General features: G+C 62.2%; 27 protein-coding genes. 15 read left to right on the forward strand and 12 right to left on the reverse strand.

The genetic code is table 11. The features are described from left to right. Nucleotides 1-48 precede the first annotated feature (48 nt). From QRN22_RS06875 to QRN22_RS06885, 3 genes are all read right to left on the reverse strand, one after another. Complete coding sequence (locus QRN22_RS06875; RefSeq protein WP_042552412.1) at nucleotides 49-672, reverse strand: TetR/AcrR family transcriptional regulator; 624 nt, start codon at nucleotides 670-672, stop codon at nucleotides 49-51. Continuing rightward, a complete protein-coding gene (locus QRN22_RS06880) occupies nucleotides 673-1,737 on the reverse strand; it encodes a polyamine ABC transporter substrate-binding protein (protein WP_042552411.1) in 1,065 nt (354 codons plus the stop codon). It abuts the gene before it with no gap. A gap of 132 nt (nucleotides 1,738-1,869) precedes the next feature. After that, nucleotides 1,870-3,249: a glutamine synthetase family protein gene (locus QRN22_RS06885; RefSeq protein WP_042552410.1), complete on the reverse strand. Its 1,380-nt coding sequence runs from the start codon at nucleotides 3,247-3,249 to the stop codon at nucleotides 1,870-1,872. A gap of 832 nt (nucleotides 3,250-4,081) precedes the next feature. Here QRN22_RS06885 and QRN22_RS06890 point away from each other — a divergent pair. From QRN22_RS06890 to QRN22_RS06920, 7 genes are all read left to right on the forward strand, one after another. Further along, entirely contained in the window at nucleotides 4,082-5,440 is a 1,359-nt protein-coding gene (locus tag QRN22_RS06890) for a glutamine synthetase family protein (RefSeq protein WP_042552409.1), read from the forward strand. A gap of 55 nt (nucleotides 5,441-5,495) precedes the next feature. Next, nucleotides 5,496-6,863 (forward strand): aspartate aminotransferase family protein, encoded by a 1,368-nt coding sequence (locus tag QRN22_RS06895; RefSeq protein ID WP_042552408.1) that lies wholly within the window; start codon nucleotides 5,496-5,498, stop codon nucleotides 6,861-6,863. 108 nt (nucleotides 6,864-6,971) lie between these two features. Then, nucleotides 6,972-8,072, forward strand: coding sequence for a polyamine ABC transporter substrate-binding protein (locus QRN22_RS06900; RefSeq protein ID WP_042552521.1), 1,101 nt, complete (start codon nucleotides 6,972-6,974; stop codon nucleotides 8,070-8,072). Between the two features lie 172 nt (nucleotides 8,073-8,244). Continuing rightward, entirely contained in the window at nucleotides 8,245-9,327 is a 1,083-nt protein-coding gene (locus tag QRN22_RS06905) for a polyamine ABC transporter substrate-binding protein (RefSeq protein ID WP_156152657.1), read from the forward strand. A gap of 54 nt (nucleotides 9,328-9,381) precedes the next feature. After that, nucleotides 9,382-10,536 (forward strand): polyamine ABC transporter ATP-binding protein, encoded by a 1,155-nt coding sequence (potA, locus tag QRN22_RS06910; RefSeq protein ID WP_042552407.1) that lies wholly within the window; start codon nucleotides 9,382-9,384, stop codon nucleotides 10,534-10,536. Nucleotides 10,537-10,559: 23 nt separating this feature from the next. Further along, entirely contained in the window at nucleotides 10,560-11,441 is an 882-nt protein-coding gene (locus QRN22_RS06915) for an ABC transporter permease subunit (protein WP_197076954.1), read from the forward strand. Further along, nucleotides 11,438-12,313 (forward strand): ABC transporter permease subunit, encoded by an 876-nt coding sequence (locus tag QRN22_RS06920; RefSeq protein WP_042552405.1) that lies wholly within the window; start codon nucleotides 11,438-11,440, stop codon nucleotides 12,311-12,313. Before QRN22_RS06915 ends, QRN22_RS06920 begins: the two co-directional genes overlap by 4 nt. Nucleotides 12,314-12,569: 256 nt before the next feature. Here the strand turns inward: QRN22_RS06920 and QRN22_RS06925 are convergent, their stop codons facing one another. The 3 genes from QRN22_RS06925 to QRN22_RS06935 all read right to left on the reverse strand — a co-directional run bounded on the left by QRN22_RS06925 (nucleotide 12,570) and on the right by QRN22_RS06935 (nucleotide 16,560). Continuing rightward, nucleotides 12,570-14,543, reverse strand: a complete 1,974-nt coding sequence (locus QRN22_RS06925; RefSeq protein ID WP_042552404.1) for a BCCT family transporter — start codon at nucleotides 14,541-14,543, stop codon at nucleotides 12,570-12,572. 216 nt (nucleotides 14,544-14,759) lie between these two features. After that, nucleotides 14,760-16,250, reverse strand: a complete 1,491-nt coding sequence (locus QRN22_RS06930) for a YifB family Mg chelatase-like AAA ATPase (RefSeq protein WP_042552403.1) — start codon at nucleotides 16,248-16,250, stop codon at nucleotides 14,760-14,762. A 34-nt stretch (nucleotides 16,251-16,284) separates the two neighbouring features. Further along, complete coding sequence (locus tag QRN22_RS06935) at nucleotides 16,285-16,560, reverse strand: accessory factor UbiK family protein (protein WP_042552402.1); 276 nt, start codon at nucleotides 16,558-16,560, stop codon at nucleotides 16,285-16,287. A gap of 401 nt (nucleotides 16,561-16,961) precedes the next feature. Here QRN22_RS06935 and glnK point away from each other — a divergent pair, with 401 nt between their 5' ends. The 5 genes from glnK (at nucleotide 16,962) to sutA (ending at nucleotide 20,979) form a co-directional block, all read left to right on the forward strand. Beyond that, nucleotides 16,962-17,300: a P-II family nitrogen regulator gene (gene glnK, locus QRN22_RS06940; protein ID WP_003096476.1), complete on the forward strand. Its 339-nt coding sequence runs from the start codon at nucleotides 16,962-16,964 to the stop codon at nucleotides 17,298-17,300. A gap of 42 nt (nucleotides 17,301-17,342) precedes the next feature. After that, nucleotides 17,343-18,659, forward strand: coding sequence for an ammonium transporter (locus tag QRN22_RS06945; protein ID WP_042552401.1), 1,317 nt, complete (start codon nucleotides 17,343-17,345; stop codon nucleotides 18,657-18,659). Nucleotides 18,660-18,778: 119 nt separating this feature from the next. Next, a complete protein-coding gene (locus QRN22_RS06950) occupies nucleotides 18,779-20,032 on the forward strand; it encodes an ammonium transporter AmtB (RefSeq protein WP_042552400.1) in 1,254 nt (417 codons plus the stop codon). 124 nt (nucleotides 20,033-20,156) lie between these two features. Beyond that, a complete protein-coding gene (locus QRN22_RS06955; RefSeq protein ID WP_042552399.1) occupies nucleotides 20,157-20,582 on the forward strand; it encodes a secondary thiamine-phosphate synthase enzyme YjbQ in 426 nt (141 codons plus the stop codon). A 76-nt stretch (nucleotides 20,583-20,658) separates the two neighbouring features. After that, nucleotides 20,659-20,979, forward strand: coding sequence for a dormancy-specific transcriptional regulator SutA (gene sutA, locus QRN22_RS06960; protein ID WP_042552398.1), 321 nt, complete (start codon nucleotides 20,659-20,661; stop codon nucleotides 20,977-20,979). Nucleotides 20,980-21,129: 150 nt separating this feature from the next. Here the strand turns inward: sutA and QRN22_RS06965 are convergent, their stop codons facing one another. From QRN22_RS06965 to lptM, 6 genes are all read right to left on the reverse strand, one after another. Further along, nucleotides 21,130-21,825, reverse strand: coding sequence for an HAD family hydrolase (locus tag QRN22_RS06965; RefSeq protein ID WP_042552397.1), 696 nt, complete (start codon nucleotides 21,823-21,825; stop codon nucleotides 21,130-21,132). After that, nucleotides 21,822-22,727: a tyrosine recombinase XerC gene (gene xerC / locus QRN22_RS06970; RefSeq protein WP_042552396.1), complete on the reverse strand. Its 906-nt coding sequence runs from the start codon at nucleotides 22,725-22,727 to the stop codon at nucleotides 21,822-21,824. Before xerC ends, QRN22_RS06965 begins: the two co-directional genes overlap by 4 nt. 62 nt (nucleotides 22,728-22,789) lie before the next feature. Then, entirely contained in the window at nucleotides 22,790-23,485 is a 696-nt protein-coding gene (locus QRN22_RS06975) for a DUF484 family protein (protein ID WP_042552395.1), read from the reverse strand. Further along, nucleotides 23,482-24,312 (reverse strand): diaminopimelate epimerase, encoded by an 831-nt coding sequence (gene dapF, locus QRN22_RS06980; protein WP_042552394.1) that lies wholly within the window; start codon nucleotides 24,310-24,312, stop codon nucleotides 23,482-23,484. The genes QRN22_RS06975 and dapF overlap by 4 nt, the downstream gene beginning before the upstream one ends. Nucleotides 24,313-24,317: 5 nt before the next feature. Beyond that, complete coding sequence (gene lysA / locus QRN22_RS06985) at nucleotides 24,318-25,565, reverse strand: diaminopimelate decarboxylase (protein ID WP_042552393.1); 1,248 nt, start codon at nucleotides 25,563-25,565, stop codon at nucleotides 24,318-24,320. A gap of 9 nt (nucleotides 25,566-25,574) precedes the next feature. Next, nucleotides 25,575-25,700 carry an LPS translocon maturation chaperone LptM gene (lptM, locus tag QRN22_RS06990; protein WP_082045717.1) on the reverse strand — a complete coding sequence of 42 codons (126 nt, stop codon included), beginning with the start codon at nucleotides 25,698-25,700 and terminating at the stop codon, nucleotides 25,575-25,577. Nucleotides 25,701-25,882: 182 nt separating this feature from the next. Between lptM and cyaY the strand changes: the two genes are divergently transcribed. From cyaY to rnk, 3 genes are all read left to right on the forward strand, one after another. Then, the gene (gene cyaY, locus QRN22_RS06995) at nucleotides 25,883-26,215 is read left to right on the forward strand and encodes an iron donor protein CyaY (RefSeq protein ID WP_042552392.1); all 333 of its coding nucleotides are present in this window, start codon (nucleotides 25,883-25,885) and stop codon (nucleotides 26,213-26,215) included. After that, a complete protein-coding gene (locus QRN22_RS07000) occupies nucleotides 26,205-26,411 on the forward strand; it encodes a DUF1289 domain-containing protein (protein ID WP_042552391.1) in 207 nt (68 codons plus the stop codon). Before cyaY ends, QRN22_RS07000 begins: the two co-directional genes overlap by 11 nt. Before the next feature lie 116 nt (nucleotides 26,412-26,527). Beyond that, nucleotides 26,528-26,935: a nucleoside diphosphate kinase regulator gene (gene rnk, locus QRN22_RS07005; protein WP_042552390.1), complete on the forward strand. Its 408-nt coding sequence runs from the start codon at nucleotides 26,528-26,530 to the stop codon at nucleotides 26,933-26,935. Nucleotides 26,936-26,956: the final 21 nt, after the last annotated feature.

The following is a 26,956-nucleotide window of genomic DNA, read 5'->3' on the forward strand; positions in this document are numbered from 1 at the left end:
GGGCGCCTGATGAGGTGCTCGCTAGGTCGCCTCCTTTCGCGATGGGGGTCAGACCGTCGTTCGTTTGCGTAGATAGGGCGGCAGGTACAGGCTCAGATAGGCATCGAACACGCGCATACCCTCTTCGCCGAGACGCGGGGTGATGTGGCCGTGCTGCTGTATGGAGCGGGCATAGACGCGATCGCCCAGTTCCATCGCCAGGGTGAATACGTCGATATCCTCCGGCAGGGAAGGCAGCTCGAAATGCCGTTCGAACAGTGCCTGCATCTGCTTGCCGAGTTCGATGTCGTGCTGACGATCTGCCTGGGTCACCTCGCTCAGCCCATGCTGGGCGAGGATCAACTGCCGCGCGGCAGCGTCATTGGCGTAGATCGTCAGCATGCGCTGTTCGACGATGCGCGAGAGGTCGCGCCAGCCTTGCAGTGTCGTGGCGTCGATGGGCTCCTGCAGGCATGCACGGAAGGCGCCATGCACGTCGGCAGTCAGCGCCTGCAGCAGAGCAGGGACGCTGGGAAAGAAATGGTAGACCGAGGAGGGCGCGATGGCGGCGCGCTCGGCAACGGTATAGATCGACAGGGCCGCGACGCCCTGTTCTGCCAGCAGGGTGCGGGCTGCCGCGAGAATCAGTTCGATGCGCGCCTGGCTGCTGGCGCGGGGTTTGCGTGCGCTCATTCAGGCACCGTCACGAAAGCGCTTCCACACCGCTTCACGCACTTCGGTCTGTTTGGCTGGCAGTGTTTCCAGCACATGCAGGCGGCGTTTCAGCTCGGTGTCCGGATAGAGCGCCGGTTCATTGCTCAGGCTGCTGTCGAGAAACTGGCGGGCATCGGCGTTACCGCTGGGGTAGAGGGTTTCACGAGTGATCTGCGCGGCGACTTCCGGGCGCATCAGGTAGTCGATGAATCTGTGGGCCAGGTCCGGATGAGGGGCGTTGCTCGGAATCACCAGATTGTCGATGAACAGCACCGAGCCTTCTTCTGGGATCACGAATTTGACCGGTTGGCCATTTCTGGCTGCACCCAAGGCGTCACCGACCCAGGCCAGCGCCATGCACAGGTTGCCGTTGTCGAGGTCGTCGATATAGCGCTCGCTGTCCACGTAGCGCAGGTTCGCACGCACCTGCTGCAGCAGTTCGCCTGCACGCTTGATACGGGCGGGGGCTGCACGGGCGAGGCTACGGCCCTGATAGTTGAACAGTACCGACATCACTTCTTCCGGCGCGTCCAGGGTGCTGACGCCACAGCTTTTCAAGCGGGCGCTCTGCGCCGGGTCGAACAGCAGGCTCCAGCTTTGTGGCAACGGCCCGCCATACGCCGCTTCAGCCTTGGGCTGGTTGATCGCCAGGCCTACGGCGCCCCACAGGTATGGCACCGCATGAAGGTTGTCGGCGTCGACCGCTGCCAGCTTGGTCAGCAACTCCCTGTCCAGGTGCTTGCGATTGGGCAGCTTGCTGAAGTCCAGCGGTTGCAGGCGGCCAGCTGCGAGCAGTGCGGGCAGGTTGTTGTGCGAGGGCACGGCAATATCGACAGGCTCGCCGCTGGCCAGCACGGCGTCGAGTTCTTCGGCGGTGCTGAACGTACGGTAGTCGACGGCGATACCGGTTTCTCTCTGAAAACGTTCCAGCACCTCGGGGGCGATGTAATCGTTCCAGTTGTAGACGCGAATGCTGTCGCCATCTGCAGCCGTTGCGAAGAGCGGGCTGAGGGCCAGTAACAGGGGGGCGAAACGACGGATCATTGCAGTCATCCTGGTTGGCAATGACGCCGATTAGGCGGGCGCCGTGCGGCGGCGTCAATGGCCTTTAGCCATTCGATGGCTCTGGAATGGGGCTTGGTAGAGAAACGCCGGCGGTTGCCGGCGTTCCAGACCCTACACGGTGTGCAGGTACCAGTTGTACTCGAGGTCGGAAATGGTCGTCTCGAACTCCTGCAGCTCCGCCTCCTTGCAGGCGACGAAGATGTCGATGTAATCCGGACTGATGTACTTGTTCAGTACCTCGCTGTCGTCCAGCTCACGCAGGGCGTCGCGCAGGTTGTTCGGCAGGCTCTGCTCCAGCTGCTCGTAGGAGTTGCCCTCGATCGGCTCGCCCGGCTCCAACTGGTTGGTCAGGCCGTGGTGAATGCCGGCGAGGATCGACGCCATCATCAGGTACGGGTTGGCATCGGCGCCGGCCACACGGTGCTCGATGCGGATGGCGTCGCTGCTGCCGGTCGGCACGCGTACCGCCACGGTACGGTTGTCCAGGCCCCAGCTCGGCGCGTTCGGCACGTAGAACTGGGCGCCGAAGCGGCGGTACGAGTTGACGTTCGGGCACAGGAAGGCCATCGAAGCCGGCATGGTTTCCAGGATGCCGGCGATGGCATGGCGCAGCGGGGCATGCTGTTCCGGGTCTTCGGTGGCGAAGATGTTTTCACCGGTCTTCTTGTCGAGCAGCGAGATGTGCACGTGCAGGCCGTTGCCCGCCTGGCCCGGATAGGGCTTGGCCATGAAGGTCGAGTCCATCTCGTGGTCGTAGGCGATGTTCTTGATCAGGCGCTTGAGCAGCAGCGCGTGGTCGCAGGCTTTGAGGGCATCCTTGGTGTGATGCAGGTTGACCTCGAACTGCGCCGGGGCGCTTTCCTTGACGATGGCATCGGCCGGCAGATCCTGCTCCTTGGCGGCTTCGAGCATGTCCTGCAGGCAGTCGACGTACTCGTCGAGGTCATCGATCAGGTAGACCTGCGTCGAGTGCGGGCGCTTCCCGGAGATCGGCGAGCGCGGTGGTTGTGGACGGCCGTTCACGTTCTCCTGGTCGATCAGGTAGAACTCCAGTTCGAAGGCCGCGCAAATGGTCAGGCCGAGTTCGTCGAACTTCTGTACCACCTGGCGCAATACCTCACGGGGGTCGGCGAAGAAAGGGTTGCCGTCCAGTTCGTGCATGGTCATCAGCAGTTGCGCGGTCGGGCGCTTCTGCCAGGGTTCCTTGCACAGGGTATCGGGGATGGGGAAGCAGATACGGTCGGCATCGCCGATGTCCAGGCCGAGGCCGGTGCTTTCCACGGTGGCGCCGTTGATGTCCAGGGCGAACAGCGAAGCGGGCAGGTTGATGCCCTTTTCATACACCTTGTGGAGGCTGGCGCGTTCGATGCGCTTGCCGCGCACCACGCCATTCATATCTGCAATCAGAAGGTCGACGAACTGAACCTCAGGATGTTCCTTGAGGAACGCGTTCGCTTCATTGAGCTGAACGGCACGCGGGGGTACCGACATGATGCAACACCTATGTTGTTAAAAATATCAATCAATTACTGACACACCGGGAGTCAATCCCAAACGCCAGATGCTGTCAAGGCAAGCCGATGCTGCCCTAAATAAGAGCGTTGTGGCCATTTTTAGGGCGTTTCAGGGCATTTCGACGCCAAAGTTTTGCACCGTTTTGGTCGTGAGCAATGCCAGGCGTTGAGTGAATGTTGTCGTGTTGTATAAAAAAATGAACAAGGATAAGCTCGGGAAAAGCCCAGATAATCCAACAATACGGGTGTTTCATGATTCGCATGTCGCTCTCCAGCGTCATTGCTCGTGCCGCGCAGTCCGGGGCGTACCCGGGGGCGGCCGCTGGCAGCCATGCCTGTTGGGCGACGATCGTCCGCCATTCGCTGCGTGGCTCGAACGGCGCAGTACGGTTCGCTCGTCCCGCTCGAAAATCTGCACACTCCGTCAGCTTTCCCTCTCCGCTCACGACCATCGTGCCTCGCCAGCCAGAATTGCGTGGCGCTTCACATCGGTCTTTGCTCAGCCAAGGCTTTGGCGTTTTTCATCGAGCTGATTCGTGCCCCGACGCAGCGGCCCGTGCTTTGCAGGTGAGGCTGGGTCTGTCGAGTGCAACAAAGGTCGGTTACAGTCGTCGGCAGTGTGGCGAAACAGCGCTAGCGCCGCTCGAAGGTCGGGCCCGCATGCCTGGATGGGGTGCAGGGCCTTGGCCGAGCCCGCGCGACAACCCGGATTATCCTGCGCGCCAGGCGGCTTCGAAGCGAAGTGCGTCAGGTGCGCGGGGCATGTCGAGCCGGCCGAGGATGCCGGTTTCAAAAACCCTGAGGTCTCTATGAGTACCAAATTGGACCAGCTCTCCAGCTGGCTGAAAGAACGCAAGATCACCGAAGTCGAATGTCTGGTCAGCGACTTGACGGGTATCGCCCGTGGCAAGATCTCGCCGACCAACAAATTCCTCGACGAGAAGGGCATGCGCCTGCCCGAAAGCGTGCTGCTGCAGACCGTGACCGGCGATTACGTCGAAGACGACGTCTATTACGACCTGCTCGACCCGGCTGACATCGACATGATCTGCCGGCCGGACGAGAACGCCGTGTTCATCGTGCCCTGGGCCATCGAGCCGACCGCCCAGGTGATCCACGATACCTACGACAAGCAAGGCAATCCGATCGAGCTGTCGCCGCGCAACATCCTCAAGAAAGTGCTGCGCCTCTACGCCGACAAGGGCTGGCAGCCCATCGTGGCGCCGGAGATGGAGTTCTATCTGACCAAGCGCAACAGCGACCCGGACTTCCCGCTGGTGGCGCCGATGGGCCGTTCCGGGCGTCCGGAAACCGGCCGGCAGAGCTTCTCGATCGACGCGGCCAACGAATTCGATCCGCTGTTCGAAGACATGTACGACTGGTGCGAGCTGCAAGGCCTGGATCTGGACACCCTGATCCACGAGGAGGGCCCGGCGCAGATGGAAATCAACTTCCGTCACGGCGAAGCGCTGCACCTGGCCGACCAGATTCTGGTGTTCAAGCGCACAATGCGCGAGGCGGCACTCAAGCACGACGTCGCGGCGACCTTCATGGCCAAGCCGATCACCGACGAGCCGGGCAGTGCCATGCACCTGCACCAGAGCATCATCGACAAGAACACCGGCAAGAACATCTTCTCCAACGAAGACGGTTCGATGAGCGAGCTGTTCATGCATCACATCGGCGGCCTGCAGAAGTACATCCCGGAACTGCTGCCGCTGTTCGCCCCCAACGTCAACTCGTTCCGCCGCTTCCTGCCGGATACCTCGGCACCGGTGAACGTCGAATGGGGCGAGGAAAACCGCACCGTTGGCCTGCGCGTACCGGATGCCACGCCGCAGAACCGCAGGGTCGAGAACCGTCTGGCTGGCGCCGACGCCAACCCTTACCTGGCCCTGGCGGCCAGCCTGCTGTGCGGTTACATCGGCATGGTCGAAGGCATCGAGCCGAGCGCTCCGGTGGTCGGTCGCGGTTACGAACGCCGCAACCTGCGCCTGCCGCTGACCCTGGAAGCCGCGCTGGAACGCATGGAGACCTGCCAGGTGGTCGAGCAGTACCTGGGCCACAAGTTCGTCAGTGGCTATGTGGCGGTCAAGCGTGCCGAGCACGAGAACTTCAAGCGCGTGATCAGCTCCTGGGAACGCGAGTTCCTGCTGCTCTCGGTCTGATTCAGCCCGGGGCCGGCGCGCGATCCGCACGGCCCCGCATTCATAAGAGGTGAACATGACGGTAAACAACCCGAAGACCCAGCAATGGCAGGCCATGAGCCGCGACCATCACCTGGCGCCTTTCAGTGATTTCAAGCAATTGGCCGATAAGGGTCCGCGCATCATTACCCGCGGCGAAGGTGTGCACCTGTGGGACAGTGAAGGCAACAAGATTCTCGATGGCATGGCCGGACTGTGGTGCATCGCCATCGGCTATGGCCGTGAAGAGCTGGTCGAGGCGGCCAGCAAACAGATGCGCGAATTGCCGTTCTACAACACCTTCTTCCAGACCGCCCACCCGCCCGTGCTGGAGTTGGCCAAGGCACTTTCCGAGGTGACTCCAGCGGGCATGAACCATGTGTTCTTCACCGGCTCGGGCTCCGAAGGCAACGACACCATGCTGCGTATGGTGCGCCATTACTGGGCGCTCAAGGGCAAGCCCGGAAAGAAGGTGGTGATCGCCCGCGAGAACGGCTACCACGGCTCCACGGTCGCCGGTGCCAGCCTGGGTGGCATGAAAGGCATGCATGAACAGGGTGATCTGCCGATCCCCGGCATCGTGCACATCGCTCAGCCATACTGGTTCGGCGAAGGCGGCGACATGACCCCGGAGGCTTTCGGCATCTGGGCAGCCGAGGAACTGGAGAAGAAGATTCTCGAAGTCGGTGAAGACAACGTCGCGGCATTCATCGCCGAGCCGATCCAGGGGGCAGGCGGTGTGATCATCCCACCGGACAGTTACTGGCCCAAGGTGCGCGAGATTCTCGCCAAGTACGAAATCCTCTTCGTCGCCGATGAGGTGATCTGTGGGTTCGGCCGCACCGGTGAGTGGTTCGGTAGCGATTATTACGGCAATACACCGGACATGATGACCATCGCCAAGGGCCTGACCTCCGGCTATGTGCCGATGGGCGGCCTGGTGGTGCGTGACGAAATCGTCCAGGTGCTCAACGAAGGTGGCGACTTCAACCACGGTTTCACCTACTCCGGGCATCCGGTGGCAGCGGCCGTGGCGCTGGAAAACATTCGAATTCTGCGCGAAGAAAAGATCGTCGAGCGAGTCAGAGAGGAAACGGCACCGTATTTGCAGAAACGACTGCGTGAACTGGCTGATCATCCGCTGGTGGGGGAGGTACGTGGAGTGGGCATGCTTGGCGCCATCGAACTGGTGAAGGACAAGCAGACCCGCGAACGTTATCCGAGCGACAAGGCTGTCGGTATGATCTGCCGCGGTCACTGCTTCGAGAACGGATTGATCATGCGCGCCGTCGGCGACACCATGATCATTTCGCCGCCACTGGTGATCAGCAAGACGGAAATCGACGAGCTGGTGGAAAAGGCCCGTAAATGCCTGGATCTTACCGCGCGTGCTTTACTGGCCTGAGGCTTGAGCGATGGAGCAGTTATCGCCAGACTGCGCCGGCCAAAAAGGGGACCACGCGGCAACGCGTGGCAACCCGGATAATCAACACTACCAATGGAGCTGAACCGCATGATCAAGACTTTCGGCAAGACTCTGCTAGCGGTGACGCTGGCCGGCACCATGGCCGGCATGGCGCAGGCTGACAGCAAGGTACTGAACGTCTACAACTGGTCGGACTACATCGCTGCGGACACCGTGGCCAAGTTCACCAAGGAAACCGGCATCAAGGTCACCTACGACGTCTTCGATTCCAACGAGACGCTGGAAGCCAAGCTGTTCGCCGGCAAATCCGGTTACGACATCGTGGTGCCGTCGAACAATTTCCTGGCCAAGCACATCAAGGCCAAGATCTATCAGCCGCTGGACAAGTCCAAGCTGCCGAACTGGGAAAACCTGGACAAGAATCTGCTGAAAACCGTCGAGGTCAGCGACCCGGGCAACCAGTACGCCTTCCCCTACATGTGGGGCTCGATCGGTATCGGCTTCAACCCGGAGAAGGTCAAGGCTGCACTGGGCGAGAACGCCCCGGTGGATTCCTGGGATCTGCTGTTCAAGCCTGAGAACATCGAGAAGCTGAAGTCCTGTGGCGTATCGTTCCTCGATTCGCCAACCGAGATCCTGCCGATCGCCCTGCAGTACCTGGGCTACGAGCCGACCAGCACCGATCCCAAGCAACTCAAGGAGGCCGAGGAACTGTTCCTGAAGATTCGTCCTTCGGTGACCTACTTCCACTCGTCCAAGTACATCTCCGACCTGGCCAACGGCAACCTCTGCGTAGCCGTGGGTTACTCGGGTGACGTGTACCAGGCCAAGTCCCGTGCCGAAGAAGCCGGTGGCAAGGTCAAGGTGTCCTACAACATTCCGAAGGAAGGTGCCGGTACCTTCTTCGACATGCTGGCGATCCCTGCCGATGCCGAAAATATCGAGTCGGCCTATGCCTTCCTGAACTTCCTGCTGAAGCCGGAAATCATGGCCGAGATCACCAACGAAGTGCAGTTCCCCAACGGCAACGCCAAGGCGACGCCACTGGTGGATGAAGCCATTCGTAACGACCCGGGCATCTACCCGACCCAGGAAACCATGGGCAAGCTCTACGCCTTCCCGGATCTGCCGCCGGCAGCCCAGCGCGCCATGACCCGCAGCTGGACGAAGATCAAGTCCGGTCGTTGATCGAGCCGCGAGCGCAGCGCCTTCGTGCGCTGCGGTACGTGCTCGTGCAGGGATAACGGGCGGATCGCCGCCCGCCGAGCGTTGCGGCCCAGCCGTGACGCTCACTCGAATCGCGATGCGTCACCGGTTCTGGTGACGAGCCAAAACAAGAGGACGACCTGTGCATTTTCCCCTGGGCAAGATCCTGACAACGACCGCGCTTTCGGTTGGCTTGGCAACCCTGGCACATGCGGACGGTACCGTGCATATCTACAACTGGAGCGATTACATCGGCGAGGAAACGCTGGCCGAGTTCCAGAAGGCCACGGGTATCAAGCCGGTCTACGACGTCTTCGACTCCAACGAAACCCTGGAAGGCAAACTGCTCGCCGGCCGTACCGGCTACGACGTGGTCGTGCCGTCCAACCATTTTCTCGGCAAGCAGATCAAGGCGGGCGCGTTCCAGAAACTCGACCGTTCGCTGCTGCCGAACTGGAACAACCTCGACCCGGCGCTGCTCAAGCAGCTCGAGGCCAACGACCCGGGCAATCAATACGCGGTGCCTTATCTGTGGGGCACCAACGGCATTGGCTACAACGTCGCCAAGGTCAAGGAAGTGCTGGGTGTCGATGAAATCGACTCCTGGGCCGTGCTGTTCGAACCGGAGAACATGAAGAAGCTGGCCACCTGCGGCGTTTCCTTCCTCGACTCGGCGGACGAGATGATTCCCTCGGTACTCAATTACCTGGGCCTCGATCCGAACAGCCAGAGTGGCGATGATTACGCCAAGGCCGAAGCCAAGCTGCTGGAAGTGCGGCCCTATGTGAGCTACTTCCACTCCTCGAAATACATCAGCGATCTGGCCAACGGCAACATTTGCGTGGCGTTCGGTTACTCCGGTGATGTTTTACAGGCCGCAGACCGTGCCGCGGAGGCCGGAAAGGGCGTCGAAATCGCCTATGCGATTCCCAAGGAAGGCGCCAACCTGTGGTTCGACATGCTCGCCATCCCCAAGGATGCCGGCAACGTCGCGCAGGCCCATGCCTTCATCAACTACCTGCTCGATCCACAAGTGATCGCCGGGGTCAGTGACTATGTCGGTTACGCCAACCCCAACACCAAGGCTGGGGAACTGATGGATCAGGACATTCGCCAGGACGAGTCGGTGTACCCACCGCAGGCCGTTCTGGACAAGTTGTACATCTCAGCCGAACTGCCGCCCACGGCGCAGCGCCTGATGACGCGAAGCTGGACGAAGATCAAGTCCGGAAGATGAACCCATTAGCGCCCGGCCTTTGCCGGGCGCCATTTTTGCTGCGGGAGTTTGGTAATGGCAGTTGCTTCCAGTACCTACAAGAAGGTCATCGAAGGGAGCCAGCAACCGAAAGAGGTGCTGGTCAAGATCGAGCGTGTAACCAAGAAGTTCGACGAGACCATTGCCGTCGACGATGTGTCGCTGACCATCAACAAGGGGGAGATCTTCGCCCTGCTCGGTGGCTCCGGCTCGGGCAAGTCGACCCTGCTGCGCATGCTCGCCGGGTTCGAACGGCCGACCGAGGGGCGCATTTTCCTCGATGGCCAGGACATCACCGACATTCCGCCCTATGAACGGCCGATCAACATGATGTTCCAGTCCTACGCGCTGTTCCCGCACATGAGCGTGGCCGACAACATCGCCTTCGGCCTCAAGCAGGACAAACTGCCCAAGGACGAGATCGACGCCCGCGTGGCGGAGATGCTCAAGCTGGTGCAGATGAGCCAGTACGCCAAGCGCAAGCCCCATCAGCTTTCCGGTGGCCAGCGTCAGCGTGTGGCCCTGGCCCGTTCCCTGGCGAAGAAACCCAAGCTGCTGCTGCTCGACGAGCCCATGGGCGCGCTGGACAAGAAGCTGCGTTCGCAGATGCAACTGGAGCTGGTGGAGATCATCGAGCGCGTCGGCGTGACCTGCGTGATGGTGACCCACGACCAGGAAGAGGCCATGACCATGGCCCAGCGCATCGCCATCATGCACCTGGGCTGGATCGCGCAGATCGGCAGCCCGATCGACATCTACGAGACGCCGGCCAGTCGCCTGGTCTGCGAGTTCATCGGCAATGTCAACCTGTTCGAAGGTGAGATCGTTCACGATGACACCGACCATGCGGTGATCAACTGTCCGCAGTTGGACAAGCCGATCTACATCGGCCATGGCATCAGCACCCGCGCCCAGGAGACCCAGGTCACCTATGCGATGCGCCCGGAAAAGCTGCTGATGGCCACGCAACTGCCCAGCGACCACGAGCACCCGGATTACAACTGGAGCCACGGCAGCGTTCACGACATCGCCTACCTGGGCGGTCACTCGGTGTACTACGTCAAGCTCACCTCCGGGCAGATCGTGCAGTGCTTCATCGCCAACGCCGAGCGTCGCGGCAAACGACCGACCTGGGATGACCCGGTGGTGGTGTTCTGGGAAGACGACAGCGGCGTGGTGCTGCAGTCATGAAAATGAGCAGCCTGACCAAGCGTATGCCTACCGGCCGACACCTGGTGATCGGCGTTCCGTTCATCTGGCTGTTTCTGTTCTTCCTGCTGCCATTCATCATCGTGCTGAAGATCAGCTTCGCCGAAGCCGATGTGGCGATTCCGCCTTATACGGAAATCTACACCTGGGTGGACAACACCCTGCAGGTGGTGCTCAACCTGGGTAACTACATCTTCCTCAGCGAAGATGAGCTGTACGTGGCTGCCTACCTGGGCTCGCTGAAAATCGCCTTTTTCAGCACCCTGGCCTGCCTGCTGATCGGTTACCCGATGGCCTACGCCATTGCCCGTGCGAAAAAGGAGACCCAGATGGTTCTCCTGCTGCTGGTGATGATGCCGACCTGGACCGCGATCCTGATCCGCGTCTATGCGTGGATGGGCATCCTCAGCAACAACGGCCTGCTCAATGGCTTCTTGCAGAGCATCGGGCTGATCGACACGCCGCTGCAGATCCTCAACACCAACACCGCGGTGTATATCGGCATCGTCTATTCGTACCTGCCGTTCATGATCCTGCCGCTGTTCGCCAACCTGGTGAAGCACGATCAAAGCCTGCTGGAGGCTGCCTCGGATCTCGGCTCGAGCAACTTCAACAGCTTCTGGAAGATCACCGTGCCGTTGTCGAAGAACGGCATCATCGCCGGCTGCATGCTGGTGTTCATTCCGGTGGTGGGCGAGTTCGTCATTCCCGAGCTGCTTGGCGGCCCGGAAACGCTGATGATCGGCAAGGTGTTGTGGCAGGAGTTCTTCAACAACCGCGACTGGCCGGTAGCTTCCGCCCTGGCGGTGGTGATGCTGGCGCTGCTGTTGATTCCGATCATTCTGTTCAACAAGAACCAGGCCAAGGAAATGGAGGACAAGGCATGAAGAACTTCCGCTTCTCCACGCTCATGCTCTGGGTCGGTTTCGCGTTCATCTATCTGCCGATGTTCATCCTGGTCATCTACTCGTTCAACGCCTCGCGGCTGGTGACGGTGTGGGGTGGCTGGTCGACCAAGTGGTATGTCAGCCTCCTCGATGACCGCCAGTTGATGGGCGCGGTATGGCGCTCCCTGGAAATCGCCTGCTACACGGCGATCGCCGCAGTGGCGCTGGGCACCATGGCGGCCTTCGTGCTGACCCGGGTGCACCGCTTCAAGGGACGCACGCTGTTTGGCGGCCTGGTCACCGCGCCGCTGGTCATGCCCGAGGTGATCACCGGTCTGTCGTTGCTGCTGCTGTTCGTGGCCATGGCACAACTGGTCGGCTGGCCGGCGGAACGCGGCATGATGACCATCTGGATCGCCCACACCACCTTCTGCTCGGCCTACGTGGCCGTGGTGGTCTCGGCGCGTCTGCGTGAGCTGGACCTGTCCATCGAAGAGGCCGCCATGGATCTTGGTGCGCGACCCTGGAAAGTGTTCTTCCTGATCACCATCCCGATGATCGCGCCTTCGCTGGTGGCCGGTGGCATGATGTCCTTTGCCCTGTCCCTGGATGATCTGGTGCTGGCCAGCTTCGTGTCCGGCCCTGGTGCCACCACACTGCCAATGGAGGTGTTCTCCAAGGTACGTCTGGGGGTTACCCCGGCGATCAACGCCGTGGCCAGCCTGATCCTGCTGGCGGTGTCCCTGGCGACCTTCCTGGTGTGGTTCTTCGCCCACCGCGCGGAAGAGCGTCGCCGTCGGGCGATTCAGCAGGTCATGGAAGAAAGTCAGGCGGCGATTCATGCACGCCCAGAGGCCAAACCCGCTCACTAAGCCCGTTTGCTCGACAGACAATGCCCGCCACTGCGTCAGCAGGGCGGGCATTGTGCTTTCTGGCGGGCGTTGCGTTGCCGATGCTGTAAGAGCCGGTCTGCTGGCGAGACTCTTACCCAGAGCATCGCCGGCAAGCCGGCTCCTACTCGTCATGGTTGTCATCAGCGCGCCAGCTGGAGTCGCTCGCCGATACGAATAACAGGCCATAACGAAAACGCCCGGGCATTGGCCCGGGCGTTTTATCTTGCGTGGTACGTCAGCGGGTCAGATGCAGGAAGTGCATGTGGCGCTCATACTGGTCGAGGATATCGCCGATCACTTCTTCGCGGTTCCAGCCCATCACGTCGTAATCCTGACCGCCTTCGTCCAGGTGGACTTCGGCGCGGAAATACTTGCGCTCTTCGTTGGTGTCGTCGCGGGTGTCGCGCATCACGAAGCTTGGCTGGATCAGCGCGCGTGGGCGCACCTGATACTGGAAGTCAGCCTCGCTGCCGTGACTGACCGACAGCGTCACGCGGCCATCTTCACCGCTCTCCACGGTCGCTTCGCGGCCTTGTTTGCGCAGCTCCTCTGCAACCTGCTCGCAGGCGGGCAGGACGGTCTCGCTGATGAAGCGATTCACATGAGAACGACGTGGCAGCATGACCATGCTGCGCAGACGACGCTGCCAGCCGCCTGGGCTCGTGCTGCTGCGCGAGCTGAGGGAAACCTGATCGCGCAAGCTGCGCTTGGCCGCATCCAGCTGTAGCGCGCGCAGCAGGCCCCACATCGACGCCATCAGCGCGATCACGAAGGGCAGGGCACTGGCGATGGTCGCGGTCTGCAAGGCCTTGAGGCCGTCGGCGAGCAGCAGCGAAGCCGCCACCACCGCCATCAGCGCTGCCCAGAAGATGCGCTGCCACACCGGCGTCTGGTCTTGCCCGCCCGAGGCGAGCATATCCACCACCATGGCGCCGGAATCCGCCGAGGTGACGAAGAACACCACGATCATCAACACCGCGATCTGCGACAGGATCATCGACATCGGGAAGTGTTCGAGGAAGGCGAACAGCGCCAGAGAGCTGTCCTTGTTCACGGCCTCGGCGAGATCGGTGACGCCATCGACGAGAATCATGTGGATGGCGGTATCACCGAATACGGTCATCCACAGCAGGGTGAAGCCGGCCGGCACCACCAGCACGCCGCTGATGAACTGGCGGATGGTGCGACCGCGGGAAATCCGCGCGATGAACAGCCCCACGAACGGCGACCACGACAGCCACCAGCCCCAGTAGAACAGCGTCCAGCCACCGATCCAGTCGGTCGGCTCATAGGCGTAGAGGTTGAAGGTCTTGCTGACGATCTCCGACAGATAGCCGCCGGTGTTCTGCACGAAGGTCTGCATGATGAACACGGTCGGGCCCAGGATCAGCACGACCAGCAGCAGGCCCACGGCGAGAATCATGTTCAGCTCGGAAAGGCGGCGAATGCCCTTGTCCAGGCCGCTGACCACGGAAATGGTCGCCAGCGCCATGGTGAAGACCAGCAGGCCGATCTGTACCGCGGTGGTGGTCGGCAGGCCGTACAGGTGGTTCAGGCCGGTGTTGATCTGCAGCACGCCGTAGCCCAGGGAGGTCGCCACACCGAGTACCGTGCCGATTACCGCGAAGATGTCCACGGCATGGCCGATGGGGCCGTAGATACGGTCGCCGATCAGTGGGTAGAGCGCCGAGCGCAGGGTCAGCGGCAGGTTATGTCGATAGGCGAAGTAGGCCAGGATCAGCGCGACGATGGCGTAGATCGCCCAGGCATGCAGACCCCAGTGGAAGAAGGTCAGCTTCATCGCTTCCTTCGCCGCCGTGACGGTCTGCGGGTCGCCTACCGGCGGCGCGATGAAGTGCATCACCGGCTCGGCCACGCCGAAGAACATCAGGCCGATACCCATGCCGGCGCAGAACAGCATGGAGAACCAGGTGCTGTTGTTGTATTCCGGTTCGCTGTGATCGGGGCCCAGCTTGATGTCGCCATAGCGACTCACCGCGAGGAACACCACGAAGATCAGGATCAGGGCCACGGCCAGGATATAGACCCAGCTGGCATTCTCGATGATCCAGGCCTGGGTGGCACCGAACACGCTCTGGGCGTTGTCCTTGAACACGGTGCTGTAGATCACCAGGCAGGCGATCAGAAAGGTCGAGCCGAAGAAAACCGGCGGGTTGAGGGTGGAGCGGGAAGACAGAGGTGCCTCCATTGAGCTAGCTCTCCTTGGTCGGAGTCAGTCCATGACGTATGCGCACACCCGTTGGAGCTTGGCCGGGTGGCGAGCGGATGGAGAAGCGACTCGGTTTATCGGACGGCCGCCAAAGGCGGAAGACCCGCCATTGTACATTACCGATAGTCGGGTTCTTGAAAGTGCCAGCTATCGATAGGTCCGCGTGCCGTTTCGTTCAGCTTATTTCCCTGCTCCTCAGAGGTTGGTTCGGTACTGCAGGGCTTCGGCCAGATGCTGGCGGTTGATCCCCTCCTGCGCCTGCAGATCCGCCAGGGTGCGCGCCACCTTGAGCACTCGGTGCGCAGAGCGCAGTGACAAGGTGAGGCGTTCGCAAGCGTGCTCCAGCCACTGCCGGTCGACGTCGGCCAGTGGGCAGTGTTCGCGCAGCCCCGGCAGGTCCAGGAAGGCGTTGGCGATGCCCTGGCGGCGCAGCTGGATGTCTCGCGCCGCGGCGACACGGGCTGCGGCTGTGGCGCTGGTTTCACCGCTTTCCCGGGCGGGGCCCAGTGCGGTGCTCTCGCGGGCGACGGTGATGTGCAGGTCGATACGGTCGAGCAGCGGGCCGGATAGCTTGCCGCGATAACGCTGGATCTGCTCGGCGCTGCAGCGGCAGCGACCGCTGGGATCGCCGAGAAAGCCACAGGGGCAGGGGTTCATGGCGGCAACGAGCTGGAACCTGGCGGGGAAACTGACTTTGTCCCTTGCCCGGGCGATGACGATATGACCGCTTTCGAGGGGTTCTCTCAGCACTTCGAGGACGCGCCGATCAAACTCGGGAAGCTCGTCGAGGAACAGCACGCCGTAATGGGCAAGGGTTATCTCGCCGGGCTGTGGCCGGCTGCCACCGCCCACCAGTGCGGGGCCCGAAGCGCTGTGATGGGGATGTCTGAACGGTCTTTGTGGCCAGCTTTGCAGCGGCGTGTGGCTGGCGACGGAGCGAATCGCGGCAACCTGCAGGGCTTCCTCCTCGGTCAGGGGGGGCAACAGGCCGGGAAGGCGGCTGGCCAGCAGCGTCTTGCCAGTGCCCGGCGGGCCACTGAGCAGGAGATTGTGGCCGCCAGCGGCGGCAACCAGCAGCGCTCGCTTGGCGGCGACCTGGCCCTGCACCTCGGCCAGGTCGGGGTAGGGCAGGGCCTGGCGCAGCAGGCCCTGCGCCTGATACGGCGCCAGCGGCGTGTGGCCGTTCAGGTGAGCGACCAGTTCCAGGAGATGATCGACTGCCAGTACCGTCAGCCCGGACGCCAGGCTGGCCTCTTCGGCATTCTCTCTGGGCACCACAAGGGTGCGCCCCGCTTCCCGAGCCGCCAGGGCGGCAGGCAGGACCCCTCGCACGGCGCGTACCGTACCGGACAGCGCCAGTTCACCAAGGCATTCGAGAGGAGCCAGCGCGTCTGGCGGCAACTGACCGCTGGCGGCCAGGATGCCCAGGGCGATGGCCAGGTCGAAGCGGCCGCCGTCCTTGGGGAGATCGGCTGGTGCCAGGTTCAGGGTAATGCGCCTGGGAGGGAAATCCAGTGCGCAATTGAGGATGGCGCTGCGCACGCGATCCTTGCTTTCCTTGACCGCCGTTTCTGGCAAGCCAACCAGCGCCAGGGACGGCAAACCGTTGGCCAGATGGGCCTCTACGGTGACGGCAGGGGCGTCTACGCCGATCTGGGCGCGGCTGTGGACTATGGCCAATGACATCGATCACTCCTTGATCGTCTGCCGGCCGAGCAGGTTACTCGACCGCTGTTTGCTGCTGCGCGGGGGCGCTGCGCGACTCCATTTCCAGAACCTTGGCTTCCAGGGCCTCGAGGCGTGCACGGGTGCGGGCCAGCACGACCATCTGGCTGTCGAATTCTTCGCGGCTGACCAGATCGAGCTTGCTGAAGGTGCTTTGCAGCAGTGCCTTGAGCTGGCTTTCGATTTCACTGCGTGGCAGGGGAGTGTCGCCACTGAGCAGGCGGCTGGCCTGCGTGCTGAGGGCGTCGAGCAAAGCTTTGGGTGGCAGCATGGGAACCTTCCGAAAACGATTGAACGCAGTGTAACACGGCGATTTTTGTGACCGAGTCGACGCTATCGCACCAATATCGAGCATTGCAGGGTGCGCTTTGGCGCCGTTCTGGTGCGTCGGCACGTCGAGATATTTTCCTGCGAGCCCCTGCGCGCTCGTAACGTCCTGAAATGAGGCGGTTTGCTGGTATTGGCAAGCTTTCTGCTTAGTCGCTCATGACCCATGCACCGATGCGGTTCGGTTGTATCGTGCGGGCGGGGAATGTTTCGCCGGGAGCAGTCGGTGGTATCGGATCAGCCCTGTCTTGGCAACCGATGCATACAAAAGCCAGACACTGAGCTTAGACTTGCGACGGGGTAAGAATTCCTGGGGCAAGTCCACCTTACACGGGAGAGAGTTTCATGAAACTAGTCACTGCCATCATCAAGCCGTTCAAGCTGGACGACGTCCGCGAGTCGCTGTCGGAAATCGGGGTGCAAGGCATCACCGTGACCGAAGTGAAAGGCTTCGGTCGTCAGAAGGGTCATACCGAGCTGTACCGCGGTGCCGAATACGTCGTCGATTTCCTGCCAAAGGTGAAGATCGACGTGGCCATCGCCGACGATCAGTTGGACCGTGTCATCGAAGCAATCACCAAGGCTGCCAACACCGGCAAGATCGGTGACGGCAAGATTTTCGTCGTAAACCTGGAACAGGCGATCCGCATCCGTACCGGCGAAACCGATACCGACGCGATCTAATCTCCGCCCCCCACCCCCCCAAATCGTCCCAGGAGTTAAATCATGACTCTGCGAAAAGTCGCAGGGCTCGGAGCCCTTTCGTCCCTGTTTTTCCCCGGCATGGCCATGGCGCAGGAAGCGACGCTGAATTCCGGTGATACAGCCTGGATGCTGACCGCTACCGCCCTTGTCCTGTTCATGACCATTCCCGGCCTGGCGCTGTTCTATGCAGGCATGGTGCGTTCCAAGAACGTTCTGTCGGTCATGATGCAGTGCTTCGCCATCACCGCTTTGATGAGCATCCTGTGGTTCGCCTACGGCTACAGCCTGGCGTTCGACACCACCGGGATGGAAGCCGGCGTGACCAACTTCAGCTCCTTCGTGGGCGGTTTGGGCAACATGTTCCTCGGCAATCTGACCAAGGAGTCGCTGACTGCCGCGTTCCCGGAAAGCGTGTTCATCACCTTCCAGATGACCTTCGCCATCATCACCCCTGCACTGATCGTCGGTGCTTTCGCCGAGCGCATGAAGTTCTCGGCGATGCTGGTGTTCATGACCGTATGGTTCACCCTCGTCTATGCGCCCATCGCGCACATGGTCTGGGGCGGCGACGGTGCCCTGATGTGGGACTGGGGCGTACTGGACTTCGCTGGCGGCACCGTGGTGCACATCAACGCCGGTATCGCCGGTCTGGTGGCGTGCATCGTGCTGGGCAAGCGCAAGGGCTTCCCGAGCGTGGCCATGGCGCCGCACAACCTCGGCTACACCCTGATCGGCGCTGCGATGCTGTGGGTAGGCTGGTTCGGCTTCAACGCCGGCTCCGCTGTCGCCGCTGACCAGACCGCTGGCATGGCCATGCTGGTCACCCAGATCGCCACCGCCGCCGCGGCACTGGGCTGGATGTTCGCCGAGTGGGTCGCCCACGGTAAACCAAGCGCTCTGGGCATCGCCTCCGGCGTGGTCGCAGGCCTGGTCGCCATCACCCCTGCTGCCGGCACCGTCGGCCCGATGGGCGCGATGATCATCGGTCTGGCTTCCGGCGTGATCTGCTTCTTCTGCGCCACCAGCCTCAAGCGCAAGCTGGGCTACGACGACTCTCTGGACGTCTTCGGCGTACACGGCGTGGGCGGCATCGTCGGCGCACTGCTGACCGGTATCTTCGCAGCACCTGCCCTGGGCGGTTTCGGCGAAGTCGAGAACATCGGCCTGCAGCTGTGGATCCAGTTCAAAGGCGTCGCCTTCACCGTGATCTACACCAGCATCGTCACTTTCGTGATCCTCAAGGTCATCGATGTCGTGATGGGCCTGCGTGTCACTGAAGAAGAAGAGTCGGTCGGCCTCGACCTGGCTCAGCACAACGAGCGTGGCTACATCCTGTAAGCATCACAGGGCCCGCTGCGTGCGGCGGGCCCAACGCACACGGAGTGCGCCCGGAGCCAACCCGGGCGCCTCGACCGCACAGCGCACAAACAAGCGCAACGGCCAGAGGTGAATAAAAAATGGACAACACAGCACTGACTGCTTTGCAGTACGGTTTCGATACCTTCTACTTCCTGATTTGTGGCGCTCTGGTGATGTGGATGGCCGCTGGCTTCGCCATGCTCGAAGCTGGCCTGGTACGTGCCAAGAACACCACCGAGATTCTCGCCAAGAACGTGGCCCTGTTCGCCATCGCCTGCATCATGTATCTGCTGATCGGCTACTACATCATGTACTCCAGCCCTGAAGGCGGCATCCTGCCGAGCTTCGGCTTTCTGATCGGCGACGAGAACAGCGTCGAGTCCGTGCTGGCCGGTGGCGAAGACGCCCCCTATTACGCCGCACGCTCGGACTTCTTCTTCCAGATCGTGTTCGCTGCCACCTGCATGTCCATCGTGTCCGGTGCCGTGGCAGAGCGCATGAAGCTTTGGTCATTCATCGCCTTCGCCATCGTCATGACCGCGATCATCTACCCGGTCCAGGGCTTCTGGAAATGGGGCGGCGGTTTCCTCGACGCAGCCGGTTTCCTGGATTTCGCGGGTTCCAGCGTCGTGCATATGGCGGGTGCCGCAGCTGCTCTGGCGGGTGTGATTCTGCTCGGTGCGCGCAAGGGCAAATACGGCGCCAATGGCCAGATCAACGCCATCCCGGGCGCCAACCTGCCGCTGGCTACCCTGGGCATGTTCATCCTGTGGATGGGCTGGTTCGGCTTCAACGGTGGCTCGCAACTGAAGATGAGCACCATCGAAGACGCCAACGCCGTGGCTCAGGTGTTCGTCAACACCAACATGGCCGCTGCCGGTGGCCTGATCGCCGCGCTGATCGTGGCGCGTATCCTGTTCGGCAAGGCCGACCTGACCATGGCCATCAACGGTGCGCTGGCCGGCCTGGTGTCGATCACCGCCGAACCGCTGACCCCGACCGCGCTGCAGGCCACCCTGATCGGGGGTGTCGGTGGGGTGCTGGTGGTGTTCTCGATCCTCGCCTTCGACAAGATCAGGATCGACGATCCGGTCGGCGCGATCTCCGTACACGGCGCGGCCGGCATCTGGGGCACCCTGGCCGTGTGCCTGACCAATGGCGAGGCGAGCCTTGGCGCGCAGCTGTTGGGTATCGCCAGCATCTTCGCCTGGGTCTTCATCGCCAGCCTGATCGTCTGGGGCATCATCAAGGCGGTGGTTGGCTTGCGGGTCTCCGAAGAAGAGGAATACGAAGGTGTCGACCTGGTCGAGTGCGGGATGGAAGCCTATCCCGAATTCACCAACAAGAAGTGATGCACAGCTGACGGGCTGCTCATCACGAAAAATGATGGTCGAACAATCGCAAAGGGCGCTCAGGCGCCCTTTGTTTTTTTCTACGGCGCGCTAGAATGCGCGCGTCGAAAAGAGGACGACGAACATGTGGCAGCAACGGCTGATCACCCTGCGTCCGCGGGCACGGGGCTTCCATCTCGTAACCGATGAATTGCAGGATGCGTTACCGGAACTGGCGAGCTACAGGGTGGGTCTGTTACACCTGTGGCTGCAGCATACGTCGGCGTCACTGACCGTCAACGAGAATGCGGACCCGGCAGTACGCCGTGACTTCGAGCGCTTTTTTCGCCGTCTCGTCCCTGAGGACGCAGCGGGTTACGAGCACTGCGACGAAGGCCCGGATGATCTGCCGGCGCACTTCAAGTCGAGCGTGTTGGGCGTTCAGTTGCAGATACCCGTGAGTGATGGGCGTCTTGCACTGGGCACCTGGCAAGGGATTTACCTGGGCGAGCACCGTGAGCAGGGTGGTGCGCGCCGAGTGTTGGCGACCTTGCAAGGTACGGCAAATTGAATTTTTTCCAGGCGTTCGGCAACGTCGTACGACTGGGCTATAACTAACCTGCTTTTCGCAAGTCATGAGGCTGAACATGAGCGACGAAGAACTGGAACAAGACGAGCTGGAAGGCGCAGAAGAGGACGACGGCGAGGAGCTGGCGGCCGCGGATAGCGACGGCGGTGATGACGACAGCGAATCCGATAGCGCGGTACCTGCCAAGGGCAAGGCCAAGAAAGCGGTCGAAGTCGACGAGCTGCCGAGTGTCGAAGCCAAGCAGAAGGAACGCGATGCGCTGGCTCGCGCCATGGAAGAGTTCCTGTCCCGTGGTGGCAAGGTGCAGGAAGTGGAGCCCAATGTGGTTTCCGATCCGCCCAAGAAGCCAGACAGCAAATACGGCAGTCGCCCCATCTGAGGCAAACGCCGGTTGCACACGCAAAAGCCCGCCTTTATCAGGCGGGCTTTTGCGTTTCAGGGTATTGAGAGTGCGGGGTGGGGTATACGATGTTGTGGGCTGAAGCCCGGCCTGCGGGGTGCCTGTCGGGTGGGCTTCGGCCCACCAACGCTACGCCCAGCGTTGCAGCAGCGCCGGCAGCTCGCCGAGGCTGCGGACCTGCGCGTCGGCCTCGTCTTCGCCAGTCCAGGCCTTGCCTTGCGGGTTGAACCATACCGCGCGCCAGCCCGCTGCTCGTGCCCCGGCGATATCGTCGCCGGGATGATCGCCAATGTGCACGGCTTGTTCAGCGTCGATGCCGGAGCGGCGGAGCGCCTCCTGGAACGGTTTGGGATCGGGTTTGCCGACACCCAGCTCTTCGGCGCTGAGGATGAAGCTGAAGTAGTCGGCCAATCCCAATCGGCGTACGTCGGCATTGCCGTTGGTAATCACGCCCAGATGGTACTGGTTGGCCAGTCGCTCCAGTGTGGTGACGGTATCGGCAAAGAAGGTGATCGCGTGACGCGCCTCGAGCATCGCCTGGAACGCACCTTCGGCCAATCGCTGGGCTTCGTCGGGGGCATGACCAACGCCCTCCAGGGCATGACGCAAGGTGCGTCGGCGCAGCTCGCTGAGGCGATATCTCAGGCTGGGTTCGGCCTCCAGCAGGCGGCCACGGGTCTGCCCCAGGTAATCCACCGGCTGGCTCGCCAGGCGCGGTGCGTGGCTGCTGATCCAGTCGCGCATGGCACTCTCGGCGCCCAGTATCACCGGGCGGTTGTCCCACAGGGTGTCATCGAGGTCGAAGGTGACCAAGCGGATACTCATGAGTCCTGTTCCTTGCGGCGTTTGGCCCGTGGATGAGCGCTGTCGTAGACCTTGCTCAGGTGCTGGAAGTCCAGGTGGGTATAGATCTGCGTGGTCGCGATATCGGCATGGCCCAGCAGTTCCTGCACTGCGCGCAGGTCCTGAGAGGATTCGAGCATATGGCTGGCGAAGGAGTGACGCAGCATGTGCGGATGAATGTGTTGGCCCAGTTCGCTGATGCCTGCCTGGCGCACCCGCAGCTGCACCGCTCGGGCGCCTATGCGTCGCCCCTGACGGCTGATGAATACCGCACCATCCGCCGGGTTGGCCAGTGCGCGCAGTGGCAGCCATTGCTCCAGCGCTTCACGGGCCTTGCTGCCGACTGGCAGCTCGCGCACCTTGCTACCCTTGCCGACCACGCGCACCAGGCCAGCGGGCAGATCGAGGCCGTCGAGGTCGAGTGCGACCAGCTCCGACAGACGCAGCCCCGAGGAGTAGAACAGTTCGAGCATGGCGTGATCGCGGCGGGCGATGAAATCGTCTTCCTGGGCACCGTCCAGCAGTTGGGTGGCGCGATCCACATCCAGCACCTTCGGCAGCCTGCGCTCGCCCTTGGGGGGCGTCAGTCCGCTGGCCGGGTCATGCCGGCAATGGCCCTCGCGGATCAGGTAGCGATACAGGCCGCGGGTGGCGGAAAGCAGGCGCGCGAGGCTGCGTGCCGATTGACCCTCCATGTGCAGGCGAGCCACCTGGCGGCGCAGGCGCGAGGTATCCAGAGCGGCCCACTCGGCAAGCTGTTCCTTCTCGCAGTAAGCGAGCAGCTTGTTGAGGTCGCGGCGGTAGCCATCCAGGGTATGGGCAGACACCTGGCGCTCGCTGCGCAGGTGTTCGAGATAGGCATCCAGGTCAGCTGCAAGCGTCAAGCGTCAGGCTCCAAGTGAAAGGCCGCTTCTGCTTTCTTGCCGCTTGAAGCTTGTGGCTATTTTCAGCGGACCGAGCGCAGCGGTGCGGAGAAGCGTGGCAGCACCCGCGACAGGACTTCGGCGATATAACCGAGGAACAGGGTGCCCAGAGAGCTCTTGTAATGCTGCGAATCGGCACTGCCGATCGCCAGCACGCCATGCAGGCCCTGATGGGAAAGGCCGACAACGGCTGCCGAGCCGACGTCCGCGCCCGCGTCGCCGAACAGGAAGTTCAGCTCGTGCTCGCGCAGCACGCCGCAGATGGTCTTGCCACCAGCCAGCAGGCCACCGATGGCCTGATGCGCCTCTGCGCTGCTGACGCTGCGGCCGACCGGCAGCGGTGTGTCGCTGAACAGGATCAACCCCACGAAGGGCACCTGGAACTCACGGCGCAGGCTGTCTTCCACGCAACTGACCACTTCTTCGAGGCTGCTGGCGTCCATCAGGTCGAGTATCAGGCGGCGCGTCTTGTCGAACAGCCGATCGTTGTCGCGAGCTACGTCCATCAGGTGCGACAGGCGTTGGCGCATCTCGATGTTGCGTTCACGCAGCAGTTTGACCTGGCGTTCGACCAGCGAAACCGTATCACCTCGCTGGTGAGGAATACGCAGCTCGGGAATCAGCTCATCGTGGTCGATGAAGAACTCGGGGTGCAGGCGCAGGTAGGCGGCAACCGTTTCCGAGTCCAGTGGCTTGGGCGAATCCTGCTGGTCAGTCATAGGCGAACCTGTCCTTCGTACACGCGCACGGCGGGGCCGGTCATCATAACCGGCTGGCCAGGGCCTGCCCACTCGATGGTCAGCTTGCCGCCCGGCAGTTCCAACTGGACGGGTGAGTCCATCCAGCCCTGGCGGATCGCCGCGACGGCGGCGGCGCAGGCGCCGGTACCGCAGGCCTGGGTTTCCCCGGCACCGCGCTCCCAGACACGCAGGCGACCGCGTTGGCGATCGACGACCTGCAGGAAGCCGACGTTCACTCGTTGTGGAAAGCGCGGATGGTGTTCCAGTTTCGCTCCCAGTTCGTGCACCGGCGCGCTGTCCACATCATCGACACGCAGCACGGCATGGGGGTTGCCCATGGAAACCGCGGCAAGCGCATGAGTCCTGCCTTCGACTTCGACGGCGTAGTTCAGGGCTTCAGCGTCGGCCTGGAAGGGAATCTGCTCGGGCGCCAGGCGCGGCGCGCCCATGTCCACGGTGATCAGGCCGTCAGCACGGACCTGCAATTCGATGATGCCGCCCTTGGTTTCCACGCGGATGGTTTTCTTCACCGTCAGGCGCTTGTCGAGCACGAAGCGAGCGAAACAGCGCGCACCGTTGCCGCACTGTTCCACTTCGCTGCCGTCGGAATTGAAGATGCGGTAACGGAAATCCACGTCCGGATTCTGCGGCGGTTCGACCAGCAGCAACTGATCGAAGCCGACGCCGGTGTGGCGGTCGCCCCACTGCTTGGCGTGCTTGGGCTGGATATGCGCATGCTGGCTGACCAGGTCGAGGACCATGAAGTCGTTGCCCAGGCCATGCATCTTGGTAAATCGCAATAACATCGGCATCACTCCGGCAGGCGGCTTTCGCCCGCGAAGAGTTCGTCCAGAGTTTCTCGCCGACGCACCTCGAAGGCCTGCTCGCCGTCCACCATCACCTCGGCCGCGCGGCCGCGGGTGTTATAGTTGGAGCTCATCACGAAGCCATAGGCACCGGCCGAGCGCACGGCCAGCAGGTCGCCTTCGGCCAGGCTCAGATCGCGTTCCTTGGCGAGGAAATCACCGGTTTCGCAGATCGGCCCGACGATGTCGTACTGACGGCTGGCGCCATCGCGCGGCTGCACCGGCACCACGTCCATCCAGGCCTGATACAGGGCCGGGCGGATCAGGTCGTTCATGGCCGCGTCGACGATGGCGAAATCCTTGTGCTCGGTATGCTTGAGGTACTCCACGCGGGTCAGCAGCACGCCGGCATTGGCGACGATGAAGCGGCCCGGCTCGAACACCAGTGCCAGATCACGACCTTCGATGCGCTGGCGCACCGCCTGGATGTAGTCACCGGCCAGTGGTGGTTGCTCATCGCGGTACTGCACGCCGAGGCCGCCACCGAGGTCGATGTGACGAAGGTTGATGCCCTGTTCGGCAAGGCGGTCGACCAGTACCAGCAGGCGGTCGAGCGCATCGAGGAACGGCGGCAGGCTGGTCAGCTGCGAGCCGATGTGGCAATCGACGCCGACCACGGCCAGGTTGGGCAGCGCCGCGGCGCGGGCATAGACCGCTTCGGCATCGGCGATGGCGATACCGAACTTGTTTTCTTTCAGACCGGTGGAGATGTACGGGTGAGTGCCCGCGTCCACGTCCGGGTTGACGCGCAGGGAGATCGCCGCGATCTTGCCGAGTTCGGCTGCGACCTGCTGCAGGCGCTCCAGTTCGTCGGTGGACTCGACGTTGAAACAGTGCACGCCCACTTCCAGGGCGCGGCGCATGTCGTCGCGGGTCTTGCCGACGCCGGAGAAGACGATCTTGTCGGCGTTGCCCCCAGCGGCCAGCACACGCTCCAGTTCACCGCGCGAAACGATATCGAAGCCCGCGCCCAGGCGCGCCAGGACGTTCAGCACGCCGAGGTTCGAGTTGGCCTTGACGGCGAAGCACACCAGATGCGGCAGCCCATCGAGCGCGTCGGCGTAGGCGCGGTACTGCGCCTCGATATGAGCGCGCGAGTAGACATAGGTGGGCGTGCCGAAGCGCTGGGCAACGGCGGACAACGCCACACCCTCCGCGAACAGCGAGCCGTCGCGGTATTCGAAGGTGTTCATGAGCCGTCCTTATCTGTCTTGCGCAGGTGCGGACTGGGTATCATCCGGCAGGTACAGTGGGCCTTTCTGGCCACAGCCACTGAGCAGGGTGGTGACGGCGACGAGCGCGATGAGGGCAGTGAACAGCCGCTTCATGGTCAAATCCTTGTAATAAAGCATAATTGCCCCGGAGTATACCGACCCCCCGGCATGTTGCCTATGCAGTGGGGTTCCCGTCCGGCGGGGCTTTGCCCTGGCATACTGGCGCGCGCCGAACGGGGCGCGGCGATTCTTTCTTTTGCGTACGATGTTGCTGAATCTTTCATGAGGTAAGTGCAATGAGTTTGACCGAAGCCCGTTTCCACGACCTGGTCGATGCCGTGCAGCAGGCGGTGGAAGACATCTTCGACGACAGCGATCTGGATCTCGATCTGGAAAACTCCGCTGGCGTACTGACGGTGCGCTTCGAAAATGGCTCGCAGCTGATCTTCAGTCGCCAGCCAGCGCTGCGTCAGCTCTGGCTGGCGGCCCGTTCCGGTGGGTTCCATTTCGACTACGACGAAGACAACCAGCGCTGGATCTGCGACACCAGCGACGAGTTGCTCAGCGAAATGCTCGATCGCATCGTGGTCGAGCAGTCCGGCGCCAGTCTCGAGTTCGATGAGATCTGAAGCCGCCGCTGATTCGGCGCTGGGCGAGGCGCCTGTCGCGTCGCCCTGTCGTCGGCGCTGCTGCCTGAACGAGGCCGACAGGTGCCTGGGTTGCGGGCGTCTGCTGGCGGAAATTCTCGAGTGGGGCAATGCCGATGACGGGCGCCGTCGGGCCATTCGGGCGCTGGCCGAAGAGCGTCTGATGGCGGCGCCCTGAGGCTGCCCTTGTTTATTTGGGTGGCTGTGTTACGGTCGGCTCAACCTGTGCAAAACCCCGTCGTCTCGATGGGGTTTTGCTTTTTTGGCGTCCAGCAAAGGAGATATGCCCGCACCATGGCCAGCACACCGTCCATCACCATTACCCGCCTCGATCTGCAGCGCCTGGAGCAATTGCTCGACAGCCTCGAAGATTTCGGCCCGACTGCCGAAGCCTTGCAGGCCGAACTGGATCGAGCGGAGGTGGTCGGCCACGATCAGGTGCCGGCAGGCGTGGTCACCATGAATTCCCGCGTGCATTGCCGCGAGGAAGGCAGTGGCAAGGACTATCACCTGACTCTGGTCTATCCCCAGGACGCTGGCGGTGAAGGCAAGGTGTCGATTCTCGCACCCGTTGGCACTGCATTGCTGGGGCTGAGCGTTGGCCAGCATATCGACTGGCCGGCACCCGGCGGCAAACAGCTCAAACTTGCCTTGCTGGCGGTGGAGTATCAGCCGGAAGCGGCGGGCGAATACGCCCGTTAAAGCGCCTCGTATCATCTGACT

The sequence above is a fragment of the Pseudomonas sp. MEJ086 genome (assembly GCF_030209025.1).
GTDB lineage: Bacteria > Pseudomonadota > Gammaproteobacteria > Pseudomonadales > Pseudomonadaceae > Aquipseudomonas > Aquipseudomonas fulva_A.